Origin of the sequence: Micromonospora taraxaci, from assembly GCF_007830095.1 — a bacterium.
Lineage (GTDB): Bacteria > Actinomycetota > Actinomycetes > Mycobacteriales > Micromonosporaceae > Micromonospora > Micromonospora taraxaci.
Genome location: NZ_VIWZ01000001.1, coordinates 644,732 through 661,364, shown reverse-complemented (window position 1 = coordinate 661,364; position 16,633 = coordinate 644,732). Strand labels below are relative to the sequence as shown.

Annotated in this window: 16 protein-coding genes; 5 read left to right on the top strand and 11 right to left on the bottom strand. The window is 72.3% G+C overall.

Annotated features, from left to right (window positions below):
• Nucleotides 1-7 precede the first annotated feature (7 nt).
• The 4 genes from FHU34_RS03140 to FHU34_RS03125 all read right to left on the bottom strand — a co-directional run bounded on the left by FHU34_RS03140 (nt 8) and on the right by FHU34_RS03125 (nt 4,401).
• The gene (locus FHU34_RS03140) at nt 8-1,657 is read right to left on the bottom strand and encodes a hypothetical protein (RefSeq protein WP_145778605.1); all 1,650 of its coding nucleotides are present in this window, start codon (nt 1,655-1,657) and stop codon (nt 8-10) included.
• 106 nt (nt 1,658-1,763) lie between these two features.
• A complete protein-coding gene (locus FHU34_RS03135; RefSeq protein ID WP_145778604.1) occupies nt 1,764-2,768 on the bottom strand; it encodes a glycine betaine ABC transporter substrate-binding protein in 1,005 nt (334 codons plus the stop codon).
• 209 nt (nt 2,769-2,977) lie between these two features.
• On the bottom strand, nt 2,978-3,718 hold the full coding sequence (locus tag FHU34_RS03130; protein WP_145778603.1) for an ABC transporter permease: 741 nt from the start codon (nt 3,716-3,718) through the stop codon (nt 2,978-2,980).
• Nucleotides 3,715-4,401, bottom strand: a complete 687-nt coding sequence (locus tag FHU34_RS03125) for an ABC transporter permease (protein ID WP_145778602.1) — start codon at nt 4,399-4,401, stop codon at nt 3,715-3,717. Before FHU34_RS03125 ends, FHU34_RS03130 begins: the two co-directional genes overlap by 4 nt.
• 2 nt (nt 4,402-4,403) lie before the next feature.
• Between FHU34_RS03125 and FHU34_RS03120 the strand changes: the two genes are divergently transcribed.
• Nucleotides 4,404-5,408: an ABC transporter ATP-binding protein gene (locus FHU34_RS03120; protein WP_145778601.1), complete on the top strand. Its 1,005-nt coding sequence runs from the start codon at nt 4,404-4,406 to the stop codon at nt 5,406-5,408.
• A 54-nt stretch (nt 5,409-5,462) separates the two neighbouring features.
• On the opposite strand, the gene FHU34_RS03115 is transcribed toward FHU34_RS03120, so the two are convergent.
• The 7 genes from FHU34_RS03115 to folP form a co-directional block, all read right to left on the bottom strand.
• Entirely contained in the window at nt 5,463-5,894 is a 432-nt protein-coding gene (locus FHU34_RS03115) for a hypothetical protein (RefSeq protein WP_244311531.1), read from the bottom strand.
• Between the two features lie 125 nt (nt 5,895-6,019).
• Entirely contained in the window at nt 6,020-6,328 is a 309-nt protein-coding gene (locus FHU34_RS03110) for a hypothetical protein (RefSeq protein WP_088987292.1), read from the bottom strand.
• A 58-nt stretch (nt 6,329-6,386) separates the two neighbouring features.
• A complete protein-coding gene (locus FHU34_RS03105; RefSeq protein WP_145778600.1) occupies nt 6,387-7,601 on the bottom strand; it encodes an ABC transporter permease in 1,215 nt (404 codons plus the stop codon).
• Nucleotides 7,602-7,719: 118 nt separating this feature from the next.
• On the bottom strand, nt 7,720-8,259 hold the full coding sequence (locus FHU34_RS03100; RefSeq protein WP_145778599.1) for a DUF3180 domain-containing protein: 540 nt from the start codon (nt 8,257-8,259) through the stop codon (nt 7,720-7,722).
• Nucleotides 8,260-8,278: 19 nt separating this feature from the next.
• On the bottom strand, nt 8,279-8,806 hold the full coding sequence (gene folK, locus FHU34_RS03095) for a 2-amino-4-hydroxy-6-hydroxymethyldihydropteridine diphosphokinase (protein WP_145778598.1): 528 nt from the start codon (nt 8,804-8,806) through the stop codon (nt 8,279-8,281).
• Complete coding sequence (gene folB / locus FHU34_RS03090; protein ID WP_145778597.1) at nt 8,803-9,171, bottom strand: dihydroneopterin aldolase; 369 nt, start codon at nt 9,169-9,171, stop codon at nt 8,803-8,805. Before folB ends, folK begins: the two co-directional genes overlap by 4 nt.
• The gene (folP, locus tag FHU34_RS03085; RefSeq protein ID WP_145778596.1) at nt 9,168-10,070 is read right to left on the bottom strand and encodes a dihydropteroate synthase; all 903 of its coding nucleotides are present in this window, start codon (nt 10,068-10,070) and stop codon (nt 9,168-9,170) included. The genes folB and folP overlap by 4 nt, the downstream gene beginning before the upstream one ends.
• Nucleotides 10,071-10,426: 356 nt before the next feature.
• On the opposite strand from folP, the gene FHU34_RS03080 reads away from it, so the two are divergent.
• The 4 genes from FHU34_RS03080 to FHU34_RS03065 all read left to right on the top strand — a co-directional run bounded on the left by FHU34_RS03080 (nt 10,427) and on the right by FHU34_RS03065 (nt 16,630).
• Nucleotides 10,427-10,741, top strand: coding sequence for a hypothetical protein (locus FHU34_RS03080; RefSeq protein WP_030327982.1), 315 nt, complete (start codon nt 10,427-10,429; stop codon nt 10,739-10,741).
• Between the two features lie 13 nt (nt 10,742-10,754).
• Nucleotides 10,755-11,117, top strand: coding sequence for a hypothetical protein (locus FHU34_RS03075; RefSeq protein WP_053654782.1), 363 nt, complete (start codon nt 10,755-10,757; stop codon nt 11,115-11,117).
• A 70-nt stretch (nt 11,118-11,187) separates the two neighbouring features.
• Entirely contained in the window at nt 11,188-14,619 is a 3,432-nt protein-coding gene (locus tag FHU34_RS03070; RefSeq protein WP_145778595.1) for an ATP-binding protein, read from the top strand.
• A gap of 1 nt (nt 14,620) precedes the next feature.
• On the top strand, nt 14,621-16,630 hold the full coding sequence (locus FHU34_RS03065) for an MFS transporter (protein WP_244311530.1): 2,010 nt from the start codon (nt 14,621-14,623) through the stop codon (nt 16,628-16,630).
• Nucleotides 16,631-16,633: the final 3 nt, after the last annotated feature.

Here is a 16,633-nt window from a genome sequence, read left to right as displayed (position 1 = left end):
TGACCGGTCAGCGCCAGCGGTCGGGCGGGGTGCCGCCGGCACGCGGTACGTCGTCCTGCGGCGGGTAGCCGTAGCGCTCGTCGACCCGGCGGCGACCGGGCCGCTCCGGGACGGGTTCCGCCTGGTGGCCGCGCTGGCGCGGTGGGCGCCATTCGTCCGGCACCGGGACGCCGCCCTCCGGCAGCGCCGGCCGGCCCGCCGGCTCACCCCGCCAGCCACCGTCGCGATCGTGCCGGCGCGCCGGCTCGTCCCGGTGGTACGCCTCGGGTTCCCCACGACGGCGCGGTTCGTCGTAACCGCGCGGCTCCTCGTAACCGCGCGGCTCCTCGTAACGGCGCGGCTCCTCGTAACGGCGCGATTCGTCGTGCCGGCGCGGCTCCTCGTGCCGGACGGCCGCCCAGCGGTCGGCCATCCGGTATTCGGTACCGCTGGCGTCGGCGTGCACCTCGGCCCTGCGCTCGCCGACCCGCAGCTCACGGCCGTTCTCGTCGTCGCGGACGGCGGCCCACCGGTCACCGGCCCGCAACTGCGACCAGTACTCACCGGTGTCGTCTGCCCGCAGCGGTGGCCCGGACTGCGGCGCGGCGGCGTTCGCCCGGTCACGCTGCTCCGACCAGCCGCGATCGTCGGGGCTGTCCCAGGAGCGTGAGGCGGGCCCCTCCGGCGTGCGATGCGACCGGGCCACAGCAGACTCGTCGGCGTGGGCGTACGCGTCGCGCGGATCGGTCCACTCCGGCTCGTCAGGGCGGCCCGTCCAGCCCGACTCGCTCTCCTCGAAGTCCGGAGTGCGCCGCTCGGCGCCCCGGCTCCACTCCTGCGCCGGCGGGGTCCACTGCCCGGCGTACCCGCCGCCGCCGTAGCGCCCTGCGGGCTCCGGGTGCCCGCCGTCCACCACCGTGTGCCGGGTGGTGACGTGCACGGTCTCGGTGTGCCGGACGACGCCGGCCGGCCGGTGTCCGGGTTCGGGGCGGTCGTGCTCCCGGGGGCGGGCTGAGCCGTACGCGGTGCCGGCCGACCGTTCCGCGCCGTACATCCCGGCGGCGGCCGGCGGTTCGACGGCCTCCCTCGGGTACGCCGACTCGTCGTGGGCCACCCGCTCGGGGCGAGCCCGTCGGGGTGCGTCGTCCGCGGCGGAGACCCGGGCACGGCCCGCTGGCGCGTCACCCGGCGCCTGGACCCGGCTGCGGGCCACCGGCACCTCGTCCACGGGCGGCTCACCGGCCGGCACCCGCGCCCGCCCGGCACCCGCCGGATCGCCAGCGGGAACGGCACCGGCGAGGGCGGCACCGCTGGCGTCGAGACGGCGGCGGATCGCGCCGATCCCCTCCTGAGCCCGTTGCGCCTGGTCAAGCGCCTGGTTACCGCGCTGGGCTGCGGCCACGATCTCGGCGCGCAATTCCCGGCGGAGTTCCTCGACTTCTTCCAGCAACTCGTCGGCCCGCGCCCAGGCGCCCTCCGCGTCGGGGCGCAGCGCGATGGAGAGACCGATCAGCACCACAGCGACGATGGCGAGCACCGCGGCGAAGCGCAGCGGGCCGTTGCCGTCGGCGACCAGCAGGATCAGTGCCGCCACCGGCGCCAGGGCGACGCCCGCCCAGAAGAGCATGGTCAGCAGCGGTGGTTGACGCCGGGTGTCAGGGGTGGCCGGGGCTGGCATGGCTGTGCAGCCTACCGAGGAGATCCGCCGGAGGGAACGGGGTCCCGGACGCGAGGACGCCCCCGCACGGTCGGGGCGGGGGCGTCCTCAGCACCTCAGGAAATGCTCAACTCGTCGCGAACGCGCCGTCCGACGAGAAGATCAGACCCACGCTGATGGAGCCGTCGCGCAGACCGCTCTTGGTCAGCGGCCCGCCCTGGTCCAGAGAGGAGAACTTGCCCACCGACAGCCCGTACGTCTTCTCCAGGCCGGGCTTGCAGAACGGGCGCTGCTCGCACTCCGGCGGGCCACCCAGCACCGTCGCGCTGCCGGAGCACTTCGCGGCCAGCTCGGACAGGGTGCGCACGCCGTACTTGTCGGCGAAGGCCTGGGTCACCGCGAAGGCGTTCTGGTCCTGCGCGGCGGCCGGGGCACCGAAGGTGATGCCCACCTTGTCGCCCTCGGCCTTGAGCGCGGTCACCGTCGTGTTGATGTCCGGCGAGGAGATCGGCGGAGGAGTGCCACCCTTGGCCTTCGTGTTGAGGAACTCGGCCATCGTCGCCGCGTACTCCGGGACGACCTGGATCTCGCCCTTCTCCAGCGCCGGCTCGTAGAGCTCCCGGTTGCCGATCTGCTGCACCTTGACCTGGTAGCCGGCGGCGGTGAGCGCGATCCGGTACAGCTCGCCCAGGATCTGGCTCTCGGCGAAGTTGCCGGCCCCCACCGTAATGTCGCCGCCCGGGCCCTTGGCGATGCCCGCGGTGAGGTTGTTGGCCGTCGCGAACTCCTCGGCCGCCACCTTCGGGGTCTTACGCTCGTCGTTCACGGCCTTGTTGAGCTGGATCAGCTTCGGGGTGTCCAGCGCCGCGGAGACCTTGTCCAGTGCGGCGATCAGCTGCGGGTTGGCGGCCTTGCTGTTGACCGCCGGGATGACGTTGTCGGAGTTCTGGAGCTTCTTGTCGTCCTGCAGGGCGATGAGCTGCTGACCGGCGACCGGGGCGCAGCCGGCGCCGGAGGCGCTGGTTGCGGGTGCGTCGGTGCCGGACGAGCCGGCACCACCGCAGCCGGTGAGGAGTGCCGCCCCGGCGACGGCGCTGACCGCGCCGATGGCCAGACGTGTGCGTGCGCGCATGTGCCCGCCTTCCGTGTCCCGGCGCGACCCGTCTCGGGCCGGCCGCGTGTCCGACGGGCGATCCTGACTGTCGGCCGCCCGCGAATATCCACCCAACATGGTCCGGAAGCGACCGACAACCTGAGGTGGACTTCGTCACCGCATCGTCACCGATCGGCCCACCCTCGGCCGCCCGCTCGACGCGGGGCTCACCCGGACGAGTCAGCGGGTCAGGCGCGTCCGGTGGCGTCGGCCGGCCGGGGCCGGGCCGCGCCCTGCCGCCCGCGCCGCAGTGGACGAGGGGTGACCAGCCGTTCGACGCCACCCAGAACGACCTCGGCCAGCAGCGCCAGGCCGGCCACCAGCACACCGCCGGCGACGATCTGCCCGCCGCCGGCCGCGATACCGATGCCGAAGCCGGTCCGGATGATCTGGCCGAGGCCACCACCGTTGACGAAGGACGCCAGCGCCGCCGTCGCGATCACCTGGACCGCTGCGGTCCGGAAACCGGCCGCCAGGTAGGGCACCGCGAGCGGCAGCTCGACGCGACGCAGCAGCTGCCCGCCGGACAGGCCCATCCCCCGGGCCGCGTCGCGGGTCTCCGGGTCCACCTGCCGCACCCCGGTGTACGCGTTGGCGAGCAGCGGTGGCACGGCGAAGACGGCCAGCGCCACCACGACCGGCGTACGCCCGAAGCCGCTGGCGAAGACCACCGGCAGGATGGTCAGCAGCGCCAGGGTGGGGATCGCCAGTGTGGCGTTCGACACCAGCACCACCAGGCCGCCACCCCGACCGACGTGCCCGAGCCAGAGGCCGAGCGGCCAGGCCACCAGGCAGCCGAGCGCCACCGCCAGGGCGGAGATGGTCAGGTGCTCGCCGAGGCGGTCCAGCATGCCCCCGGGGTTGGTCCAGTTCAGCGGGTCGTTGATCCAGACGATGGCCTGGCTGATCGGGTTCTCCGCGACGCTCACCGTGCCCTCCGGGTGGACCAGGGGGTCACCAGTCGGGCGACCAGGACGAGCAGCAGGTCGAGCACTACCGCGAGCGCCACACAGAGCAGCGCGGCGGTCATGATCTCGGCCTTGTAGAGGTTGTTCTGGAAGCCCGCGAAGATCAACTGCCCGAGACCGCCGTGCCCGACCAGCACCCCGACCGTGACCAACGCCACCGTCGAGACGGTCGCCAGCCGGACGCCGGTCACGATGCCCGGCAGGGCCAGTGGCAGGTCGATCCGGAACAGCCGGCCCCACCGCCCGTAGCCCATGCCCTCGGCGGCCTCGCCGACCTCCGGAGGCACCTGGTTGAGCCCGGCCACCATGTTGCGCACGATCAGCAGCAGCGCGTAGAGGACGAGCCCGACCAGCACCGTCGTCGTACCGGTGCCCAGGTAGGGGGCGATGAACGCGAAGAGCGCCAACGACGGGATGGTGTAGACGACCCCGCTGACGGCGAGGATCGGCCCCGCGAGCGGACGGAACCAGTACGCCAAAACGGACAGCGGCAGGGCGATTAGCACCGCGATCAACACCGCGCGCCCGGTGAGGGAGGCGTGTTCGCGCACCGCGGCGAGGATCGTGTCAGAGTTGTCCCGCACGTACTGCCAGGAGAACCAGGGGTTACCCGGGTCGGCCCGGTAGCTCAGGCGGAAGGACATACGTGGACGTTACCCCGGAGGCTGCCGACGTGGCCGAATCCCCTCGTGCGGCGTCAATCTCCCTGCAGGGCATCCAGAAGCGCTACCCGAACGGCACCGAGGCCGTCCGGGACCTCAGCCTGGACGTCCGGGCCGGCGAGCTGGTGGTGCTGATCGGCCCGTCCGGCTGCGGCAAGTCGACAGTGCTGCGCATGATCAATCGTCTGATCGAGCCGACCGACGGCCGGATCATGCTCGGCGACGAGGACGTCACCGACGTCGACCCGGTGCGGCTACGCCGCCGAATCGGGTACGTGATCCAGAACGTCGGCCTCTTTCCACACCAGACGGTCCGGGCCAACGTGGCCACCGTGCCGGGGCTGCTCCGATGGCCCAAGAGCCGGACGAAGGCGCGGGTCGACGAACTGCTCGACCTGGTCGGGCTGGACCCGACCCAGTTCGGCGGTCGCTACCCGAACGAACTGTCCGGCGGCCAGCGGCAGCGGGTCGGGGTGGCGCGTGCCCTCGCCGCCGACCCGGTGGTCCTGCTGATGGACGAGCCGTTCTCAGCCGTCGACCCGATCGTGCGGGCCCGCCTCCAGGAGGAGTTCCTCCGCCTCCAGGCAGAGGTCCGCAAGACGATCGTGCTGGTCACCCACGACCTCGACGAGGCCGTCCGGCTCGGCGACCGGATCGCTGTGCTCTCCGGGGGCGGGCACCTGGAGCAGTACGACACGCCGGCCGCGTTGCTCGGCGCGCCCGCCACCCCATTCGTACGCGAGTTCGTCGGCGCCGACCGGGGCATCCGCCGGCTGGCGGTCACCCCACTCGACCTGGAGTCACTGGAGCCGGTGTCCGGCGACGCTGCGGCCGACCTGCCCACCGTCGCACTGGACGGCTCCGCGTACGACGCGTTGGCGGTGCTGCTCACCTCGGGGCGGGACCAGCTCGTGGTGACCGACGCCGGGCGGCCGGTGGGCACGCTCACCCGACAGCGCCTGCTCGACCTCGGCCGCACGACGAACTGACGCGACGCCGACCGGGCCTCCGGGCCGACCAGTCCCGGGCTGGCCGGCGTCGGGTCAGGCGCGGCCGCCGAGGCTGGCGGTGCCGATGATCCAGCCGGTGAGGAAGCCGTAGCCGGCACCCGTGCTGGCGTCCTGCATGGCGCCCAGCAGGGACGGGGTGGGGCCGAGCAGCGCCGCGAGCACGGCCGCGAGCCCGGCGGCCAGCACGTACGCGGCCCAGCCGGAGAAGAACTGGCTGACCGAGCCGGGCACCCGGGCCACCTGGGCGGCGGGCAGCAGGTAGAGCAGACCCACAGCGAGGACCACCACCAGCACGGCTCGCAGGTCGGCGGCGAACAACCCGCCGGCCTGCCCGTCCGCGTCGAGCCGCCACGCCGGCCACGCGAGCAGGCGCACGTAGAACGCAGCGGCGGACTGCGGGTCGGTCTGCGTGGCGGCCCAGCCGGTGAAAGCCGGGCTGCCAGCGATGCCGACCAGCAGCAACACGGCGAGCGCGCCGGTGCCGGCCGCCGTGCCGTAACGACCGACCGGACCAGAACGGTGCAGGAGCGACGCGAAACGCCCAGACCCCGAACCGGTAGCTCGGGCCGACCTGGGCTGCCCCGAGCGGCTCAGTGCTTCATCAGGTAGTCGATGAAGGCGGCCCGCAGCAACGGCGCCGACTCCTCGTACCCGTGACCGGTCAGCTCCCGCCACAGCGCGTTGGCCTCGTCGATCGTCGGGCCGATCGAGTTCGGCGCGCCGTCCAGGACCGTGGCCTCGTCCGCGTTCGGCAGGTGTCGTATCACCGACCAGTAGAACCCGACGTCGCGACGCTCCCGGGCCAGGGCGAACGCCCGCTCCCGCAGCTCCTCGGTGGGCAACGCGTCAAGCTCCTCGAAGGAGGTTCCGCCGGGGGTGGCGGCAGGTGTGTCGGTCATGCCGCCGAGCCTAACCGTCGAGATCAGCCCCGGCTCGGCGGACGCGACGCGACGCCTGTCACCGCTCGTCGGTGTCCCAGCGGCGCGGGCCGTCCTCCCAACGCGGATCCCGCCACGGGTCGACCGGTTGGGGCGCGGCGGGAGTCGGCAGCGTCGGGGGCCAGTTGTCGACCGGTTGGGACTGCGGCATGGTCCAGCCCGTGCTGATCGTGCCGTCGTTGACCGGCTCGGGCTTGTCGATGCTGCCCGGCCGGGGTCGTCCGAACGTCTCGACCAGCCGGGTGACCAGCAGTCCGACGCCGAGCACCGCCCCACCGACCGCCCAGTTGCTCAGCGTCCAACCGCGCTCCGGCGCGTACGTCTGGAAGAGGGTGACCACACCGACCGCCAGCAGCGTGCCGAACACGCCGCCCCGTCGGCCGTAGGCGCTGGTGCCCGCGAGCAGGGTCACCCCCACCGCCAGCACCGTCCAGTCGAGGCCCGAGGTGGGCGCGACGAGTTCGGGGCCGTTCGCCGCGAGCAGCACACCGGCGAGGGCCGCCAGCACGCTGGACCCGACCAACGCGACAGCGGTGACCACGGCGGCCAGCGTGCCCCGCCGTCGGGCCGGGTCGGATATCGGCCGGTACCTGCCGACCAGCCGCCGGATGGCCCGGATGGCACCGAACAACCCGCCGAGGACGGCCACCGCGGCGAAGCCGGCGAAGAGGTATCCGGCGCTGCGCCCCGGGTCGTAGTCGCCCTGCACCAGCACGGGCGCCGAACGCCGTTCGATGTACACCACCACGCCGGCCGCGCCGGCCAGGCTGGCAGCCCAGCCAGGCACGTGCAGCACCACCACGACCAGCGCCAGCGCGAGCCCGCCGAGCGCGGCGACCGCCACGGCCGGGCCGACCGACGCCAGCAGACCCCGATCGCCCTGCTCGGCGTAGTGCAGGGCAGCGGCGACGGCGATCGGCCCCACGGCCAGGTTCGGTGCCGCCGTACGCAGGCTCAGCCCGGCGGCCAGCGCGAGCAGTCCCAATCCGACCGCGGCCACCAGCAACGTCCGCAGGTTGCCGCCGCGCAGAGCGGCCGGATCGTCCTGCCAGAGCAGCCAGCCCAGGGCAGCCAGCCCGGCCAACAGCAGGAGCTCCCACCCCAGATGTACGCCGATCCGGTCCCGGCCGGGTTCACCATGGGTGGGGTCGTCGAAGACGTTCTCCAAAACGGCGGCGGGCACCCCGGACGAGGGTTCCGCCGACCGTTCCCGGCCCACTTCTTCGTACCCCATGACGCCGCCTCCCAGTGGCCGGCCGTCCCCGGTCCGGCGCGTGGACGAACCGTGGGTGGCCCTTGCTCCCCGATCGCAGGCACCGTACCCGCGCCCGCAGCCGGGCGTAACCCCCTGCTCAGCGCTGGCCGGGGCGGCTGTCCCGTGGGTCCTGCTCGCGGTCGTCGTCCGGACGCTCCGGCACCCGGCAGGAGCGCTCCAGCCACAGCGCGGCACCGACCAGAGCCAGCGAAGCGAGCAGTCCTCCGCCCGCCGCCGGACGATCGTCCATGGCGGCACGGGTGGTCTCCACGAAGAGCCACCCGGTGAGGCCCGCGTAGAAACCGGCGAAGATGGCCGCCGCCAGTGCCGACGCCTTGGCCAGCACCACGAAACGGGCGACCAGCAGCGGGTTGACCGGCTCCCGGCCGGGCTTGCGCTCGATCCGGCCCCGGGTGTTGATCGCGGCGTACGCCTCGAGCACCGCCAGCCCGGCCAACGTCACCACCGGCAGCCAGGGCAGCCGGGGAATGCCGCTGTAGTAGAGGGTGCTGATCAGCAGCCAGGCAACCGCCGCCGCGGCCAGGGCGGCCACGACGAGAGTCGAGATCCGGGTGGGGCCCATCCGGGACCGATCCGGGCCCGACCCGCCCGGTGGTGGGGACTTCGCCTGCGTCATGCCGGCCGGCTCCGCTCGGTCATGCCGTCGACTCTAACGCCAACTCCGGTCGGGGACGCAGTTCCAGCGCCTCGTCCGCCGCGGGACCGGTGGTCAGCAGGTCGGTCAGCCAGCCGTGACCGGGCAGCCGACCGTACGGCTGGATATCGATCCACGGTCGCAACACGAACGCGCGCAGGTGCGCTCGCGGATGCGGCAGGGTCAGCTCCGGGTCGTCGCTGAGCACCGGCTCGTCGTCGTCACCCCAGACGGCGATCACGTCCACGTCGAGGGTGCGCGGGCCGAACCGCCGCTGCGGGTCACGCACGCGCCCGGCCGCGCGCTCCGCGTCCCGGGCCCGCTCCAGCCAGTCGCGCGGGGTCGCGCTCCCGTCCTGGACCAGCACCACCGCGTTGAGGTACGCGGGCTGGTCGGCGTCGCCCCACGGTGGAGTCTCGTACACCCCGGAGAGCACGAGTACGGCGTCGCCGAGCGTGGCGACGGCCGTGCGCAGGTGCTCCAGACGGTCGCCCAGGTTGCTGCCCAGCGACAAGACGGCCCTGGTCATCGGGCCCGCGTCCGGGTCATGGATACGGCCACGTCGGTGAAGGTGTGCGGCACCGGCGCCTCCGGTTTGTGGACGGTGATCGTGGCGGTGGCGACCCGCTCGTCGGCCAGGCAGACGGCGAGGAGCCGGTCCGCGAGAGTCTCGATCAGGTTGACCGGCTCACCGGTCACCACGGCGACCAGGCGTTCGGCCAACTCCCCGTAATGGACGGTGTCGGTGACGTCGTCGCTGGCGGCGGCCGGTGCGAGGTCCATCTCCAGGACGGCGTCGACGACGAAGTCCTGCCCCTGTGCCCGCTCGAAGTCGTACACCCCGTGCCGGCCACGAGCCCGCAGGCCGGTCAGCTGGATCCGGTCCGTGCTCATCGCCGTGCCTCCTGCTGCTGGGTCTCTCGGGCCTGGACCACCTGTTCCTGGCCGGGCGTGGCGGTCAGGCGCGGGCTGCCGGTCGCGACCCAGACGGCGAGCGCGTCGGTGGTGGCCTGCACGTCGTGCACGCGTACGCCCCAGGCGCCGGCGGCGACCGCCAGCACACTGGTGGCCACTGTCGCCGCCTCCCGCTGGGCGGTCGGCCGTGGCGTGCCGTCCGGGGCGGCGAGCAGTCCGCCGAGGTACGACTTGCGGCTGGCGCCGAAGAGCAGCGGGTAGCCGAGGTCCAGCAGCTCCGGCAGTCGGGCGCTGAGCTCCCAGTTGTGCGCGGCCGTCTTGGCGAAGCCGAGGCCGGGGTCGACGACGAGACGCTCGGCGGCCACCCCGGCGGCCAGCGCCGCGTCGACGCGTTGGGTCAGCTCGGCCCGCACATCGGCCACCACGTCGGTGTAGGTGGCCAGCTCACGCATCTGACGGGAGTGGCCCCGCCAGTGCATCAACACCCAGGGACAGTCCGCGTCACGGACCACGCGGGCCATGTCGGGGTCGGCGAGCCCGCCGGAGACGTCGTTGACCACCGCCGCGCCGGCGGCCAGGGCGGCCTCCGCCACCCGCGCTCGGCTGGTGTCGATGCTGACCATGACGCCGGCGGCAGTCAGCTCCCGGATGACCGGCAACACCCGATCGACCTCGGTGGCGGCGTCGATCCGCTCGGCACCCGGGCGGGTCGACTCGCCGCCGATGTCCACCAGGTGCGCGCCAGCGTCGCGCAGACGGACGCCGTGTCCGACGGCGGCGTCGAGGTCGGCGTACCGTCCGCCGTCGGAGAAGGAGTCCGGTGTGACGTTGAGGACGCCCATCACCACCGGGCCCGGAGCCCGCACCAGATCGGTCACGACTAGACGGTACCGGTCGCGGCAGCGGTGCCCGCCGACCCGGGTCGGCCTCGCACCACCACCCCTGACGTGCTCGTTAGAACAGGTGTACGATCGGTCATTCGGGCAGCATCGGGCAGGCCCTTCGCGGCTTGTCGCAATCCGGGGCGGCCCGTACGCTTTGGAATTGGCCAGCATCGAGATGGCGAAGCTTGGAGGGAGGGCCGAAGCGGGGGAAAACCGCCCAAACCTCGCCACGCTCTGTGGTGAGTAACGAACACAGGGTCAAGAACGCTGCGCCCTGTGGAGCACTTTTCCCGCCAGGTTCGCCTATTGCACCGCAGCGGCACCGCCGGCCGCGCTATGGGGAGGTTCCAGTGATCGCCTTCGAGCTCATGGAGACGGCGTCGTCCGGCGTCGCCCACGCGCTCTCCACCCTGGCGTCGGCTCCGCTCGCCGAGCCGGCACCGAAGGGGATCGACACCAACAGTGTCGTCACCTTCTTCGCCAGCAAGATCGCGCCGATCCTGCTCGCCGTCCTCGGCGTCATCTTCATCGGTCGTGCCAGCCGGGGCGAGATCTCCAAGGTGCTGACCAGCTCCGCGATCGCCATCGTCGGCCTCGCCTTCATCGCTGGCGCGGCAACGCTCTTCTTCGTCGGCGATTACCTGATCGACCTGATCTTCGAATAGGCGCGTTCACCAGATGCGGCTGCGCACCGACGACGACATCTACCGGGCCCGCCTGGTCTACCTCGGGCCGCCCGGTTACACCCTTCCGGTCCACCTGCCCTACGCCCAGTACGGGCTCTTCATGCTGCTGGTCCCCCTCTACATGTTCATCCACTGGCTGTTCACGTTGACGGTCGAGCTCTTCCCAGCCTGGGAGATCGCGCTCGCCATCGTGACCACGTCGTTCATCTTCCGGCACGTCGACCCCGATCGGCCGGCGCGGGTGGTCATCCGCACCGCGCTGACCGACTGGCGACGCACCCGGGAGCCGGCGGTCGAGCAGCGCGATCCGCGTCTGGTCGGCAGCCGGATCAGGATCCGGGAGGAGCTGGCATGACCGGGCGTACGCCGATTGGTCCACCGCAGCAGGCGGGCAGCAGGGTGTCGACAGTCGGTAGGGCGGTCGCATGAGTCGCTCGTCCACGCCGGGTCCCCCGGCCGGCCGCCCGGCCGTGCCGGCAGGTCACCGTGCGCAGTCATTCGACTACACCGACGACGAGGACGAGGTCGCGCTCGATCCCGCGTTGGTGACGTCGCCCGGCCACGGCGCGGTCGGTGTGTTCCAGGCGCCCCGCCCGGTCCCTCGTCGGACGCCCCCCGCCGAGCCGAGCGCGGTCTCCGCCGGCGAGAACGCCGACATCGACTCGCCCTTCCTGGACCTGTTCGGTGGCTCCCGGCCCGGCCAACGAGCCGTCTCGGCCGGCCCGAGCACACGGGAGCAGGTGGCGATCCCGCAGCAGCAACCGCCTGCGGCCGGTCCGACACCAGCTCGACCGGTTCCCGAACTGGAACCACCGTGGACCCCCGACGACCAGCCCGGCAACGGCGGCCGGCGCGTCGAGCCTCGGCACGGCGGCTACCCGGGCAACGAGTCGCGGGTGCCGCACCAGGCCGGCGATCGACTGCCGATGCTCCGGCCGACCGACGAGCCCCACCCGGTCGCCGAGGGCGCACCGGTGTCGAGGCCCCTCGGTCCGGCGACCCGCCCACCCGAGAGCACGCCACCCGCCCGGCCGACGGCGACGTCGGGTCGACCGACGGCACCTGTGGAACGACCTCCGGCCCCCACCCCACCGGCAGATCGGCCAACCGCCCCCGTCGAGCATCCGGCCAGCGCCACTCCGATGGACCGGCCAGCTCTGGAGCGGCCCCAACGCCGCACCAATGGCGCGGATCGGCCCAAGGGAGTCGGCAAGGAGGTCGCCACGCCCCGGGGACGCGCCGCCAGCCGCCAGGACCGTCCGACGAAGCCGACCCGGATCCGCGCGCCGAAGATCAAGTTCGGCGATCGGGACCCCTCGGTCGAACTGGCCATCACCGAGATCGCCGGTCACCTCACCTTCACCCCCAACACGGTCACCGCCTGGTACTGGCTGCCCGAGGTCCGCTGGGCATTCCGGCCGGACGCCGAACGCGAGGCGCTCCTGTCGGCGATCTCCGAGCAGTACGCCGGCCTCGCCGGCTTCCGGCTGCACCTCCGCCGCACCACCCGGCCGTTCCCCGCCGACGAGTGGGCACGCACCATCGACGCCCATACCGCCGCACCGCTCGCCGACGTTCCCGGCACCACCGGCTGGGCCGATCACCTGGTCGCCGCCCAACGGCACCTGATGGCGGTCAACCACGCCGAGGGCCAGACCTACCTGGGCGTCACCTTCGCCCGCCGGTCCCTCGGCGACTCCCTCACCGAACGGATGCTGCGCACCTTCGGTCGCGGCACCGCCGAGGGCGAACGCCGCAAGCTAGGCCGCACCGTCGAACAGTTCGACGAGGTGCTCGGTGCCTTCGGCATGCGGGGCCGACGGGTCACCGCACAGGAGTTGGAATGGTTGCTCTACCGCTCGGTGGCACTGTGCATGGCACCCCCCGGCACCCTCTCGCCGGTCACCGACGGGCGCTGGGAACGCGGTGACCTGCTCGCCCTGACCGAGCAGGTGGAGCGCTACCGCACCCCGTACGGCTCGACCGTCAAGCTGGTCAACCGGATGACCGGCGAGGAACGGCACGTGGCCGTGCTCGCGGTCGGCCGGATGGAGCCGCTGGAGATCCCGGAACGGCACGAGCCCTGGCTGCACTTCCACGAGCGGCTGCCCTGGCCGATGGAGATCTCCACCCGCGTCGACATCCTCGGCTCCGGCGACTCCTTCCGTAACCTCGAACACCGGCTGCGGATGATCCGCTCGCAACAGCTCGACTACGCCGAGCACGGCATCGACGCACCCCCGGAGCTGGAGCGGCTCGCCAAGCGCGCGCTGGTCATCGGCGACGAGATGACCACCGGCCTGCCGGTCGACTCGGCCCGTGCACACGGCTGGCACCGGATCGCTGTCGGCGGCCGGACCAGGGAGGAATGCCTGGAGCGGGCCCGCCGGCTCATCCAGCTCTACTCCCGGGAACTGCGCATCTCGCTGCAACACCCGAAGAACCAGGACTGGCTGGCCCGCGAGTTCATCCCCGGCGAGCCGATCGCCAACACCGGGTACGTCCGGCGTATGCCGGTGCCGTTGCTCGCAGCCGCGCTCCCCCAGGCTGCATCGAACGTGGGCGACCGGCGCGGCGACCTGATCGGTCGGACCGCCGGCACCTGCCGCCGCCCGGTCTTCCTCGACCTGCACTTCCCCATGGAGGTCCGGGAACGCTCCGGCCTCGCGGTCTTCGTCGCCGAACCGGGTGGTGGCAAGTCGACACTGCTCGGCGCACTGGGCTATCTGGCCGCCCGCAGGGGCGTCCAGGTGACCCTGCTCGACCCGTCCGGGCCGCTGGCCCGCCTCTGCTCGATGCCCGAGCTGCGGCCGTACTCCCGGGTGTTGAACCTGACCGGCTCGGAGCACGGCACCCTGGCGCCCTACTCGCTCATCCCGACGCCGCTGCGCACCGAGTTCGGCACCGGGGCCGCCGGTGACCGCGAGTTCGAGATCGCGGTCTCCAACGCGCGGGCCGAGCGGCGGATGCTGGTCCAGGACATCTGCATGATGCTCGTTCCGCCGCAGGTGGCCAGGGAGGCGTCCACCGCCACCCTGTTCCGGCACGCCGTCCGCCAGGTTCCCGCCGAGGAGACGTCCACCCTCGACGACGTCGTGAGCTGCCTCGGGCGCCTCGACGACGACGCCGGCAAGGAACTGGCCAACCTCCTGCTGGACACGGCCGAGATGCCCCTGGCCATGCTCTTCTTCGGCCGTCCCCCGGAAGGGCTACTCGGCGCCGACGCCGCACTCACCGTGATCACCATGGCCGGGCTACGGTTGCCCGACCTCAAGATCGAACGTGAGTACTGGTCAGCCGAGGAGGCGCTGGCCCTGCCGATGCTGCACACCGCGCACCGGCTCGCCGTCCGGCGCTGCTACGGCGGCTCGATGTCGTCCCGCAAGCTGGTCGGCCTGGACGAGGCGCACTTCATGGAGGGTTGGCGGTCCGGGCGCTCGTTCCTGGTCCGACTCGCCCGCGACTCCCGTAAGTGGAACCTCGCCGCGCTGGTCGCCTCGCAGAACCCCCGCGACATCCTCGGCCTCGACGTGCAGAACCTCGTCTCCACCGTCTTCGTCGGCCGCATCGCCGAGGACGCCGAGATCGCCTCCGAAGCGCTGCGACTGCTGCGAGTGCCGGTGAACGACGGCTACGAGGCCACTCTCGCTTCGCTCTCCGCCGCCGACACCAACTCGGCCTCCCGCCTCGGCTTCCGCGAGTTCGTGATGCGCGACGTCGACGGCCGGGTGCAGAAGGTCCGCGTCGACGTCTCGTACGTCGAAGGGCTGCTGGACCACCTCGACACGACGCCGGCCGCGATCGCCGCGGCGGCCGGAGTCCTACCGAGCATCCCCCTGCCGGATCTGGAGGCGTGACATGGCTAGGGCCTGGGTCAAGGTCCTCGGTCGAGCCGAGGCGGAGGGCCGGGCCGCTGGCCCTGGGGCCCGGGCAAGGATCGCGTCGTTTCTGCTCGCCCTCGGCGTCCTGGCCGGGGCCACCCTCACCTGGCCGCTGATCGGTGCGGAGGCCGCAGCCGCCGCACCGCCCGTCGCCCAAGCCCGCGCCGACCTCTGCACGACAGCCGAATGGCAGGCCGACTTCCGCGCCTGCGTACAGAAGCTTCAGACAGTAAGCGAAGACGAGGTCAAGTGCCGTAACGCGCCGACCCCGGGCACGCCGGACTCGGGCCTCGCCGGCTGGTTCGCCGGCCGGCCAGACTCCGCCAAGGAACTCGGGCCGAAGGGGCTCTACAGCGACTACGGCTACGCCGGCTACAGCTACCCGACCTACGACATCCCGGGCGGCTGCGCATCGTCTGTCCTGCACCCGGACTACAAGTTCACCACCACCGTCGCGAACGGGGAGTTCATGATCGCCACGGCGATCGTGGGAGCCTCAAACGCACTGCGGGAGCGGGCCTGGGACCCGCGCTCAATGTGGGGCTGGGCGGACCCGCTGGTCGAGCAGGCCACCAAGGCCGTGTACGAGAAAGTGTTCAGCGTCTTCGGCATCATCACCCTGTGCGTGGTGGGGCTCTATCTGCTCTGGCGGTCCCGTCAGTCAGACATGAGCAACGCGATGACTACCGCGGGCTGGGCACTGCTGGTGATGGTCGCGGTCACGGCACTCGCCGCCTGGCCGGTCAAGTCGGCGAACATCGCGGACGGCACCCTGGTCACCACATTGGGTGTCGTACACGACGCCGTGGGCCCCGCAGCCCGGGACACACCACCGGATCGTTGCGCCGTCCCTAACCCGGACGCTTGTGTAGACAAACGACTGCCCGCTGTACGCGCCAGTGACACCGCGACCGAGGCGATGCTCTACCGGAACTGGCTACGAGGTGTGCTGGGTTCGGCGGACAGCGAGACCGCTCGGAAGTATGGCCCCGCCTTGTACGACGCCAAGGCGCTCTCCTGGGACGAGGCCGAGAAGCTGCGCGCCAACCCGGCAACTCGGGAGGCGACGATCAAGGCCAAGCAGCAGCAGTGGGCACGGGTTGCCCAGCAGATCCAGACCGAGGACCCGGAGGCGTACGAGTACCTCCAGGGCGTGCGAGACATGGACCGGGTCGGCGCGGGGTTCATCGCGGTGCTGGCCGCGTTGCTCTTCGCGATGTTCGACCTGACGGCGTCGTTGCTGGTCCTGCTGGGTTTCCTCATCTTCCGATGGGCGGTGATCGCGGCACCGATCCTGGGTACCGTGGGTCTGCTCCGGCCCGCCAGCGCCGGCCTACGACGGTTGGCGAACGCCGTGGTCGCCGCGGTGTTCAACATCGCCATCTTCGGCACCGGGGCCGCGATCTACCTTTTCGCGGTGGATCTGATCATGAGCACACCAACCCTGGCAGGTTGGCTTCAGGTAGTGCTCGTCTGGCTCTGCGGGGTGGTCGGCTGGCTGTTGCTGCGGCCGTACCGACGGATCACCCAACTCGGCGGCAAGGACAGCAGCGAGGCGGTCAGTTCGGCCGGCTCCTGGCACCGCCGGTTCTTCCGCGACATGCGGACGGCCGCCCGACTGGACGTGGCAGAGCCGGGAGGCACGGCCGAGCCGGTGGGCGGACGTCGACGATCACCCGACGCGGAGCAGACCCGACTGCGCCCGGAGGCCCGCCGGGAGGATCCGGTTTCGACGCCGTCGGCCGCCGGCGACGGTCAGCGTGAGAGGGGACGCCCCGACGGCCGGGAACGCCCCGACGAGGCACCGGCGGCCGAGACCGGAGGCCGGGGCCGTCCTGTCGCACCTCAGCCACGTCGCCGGCAGCCGGCAACGTGGACCGAGCCGGACGTGCCGGCCGAGAACCCGTCGTTCGTCGTCTACCGGCCGGGGTCGACGGAGCGCACGCCGGACCGTTCCGGACCGCGGGTGCGCTCAGAGGCGCGGTGACGG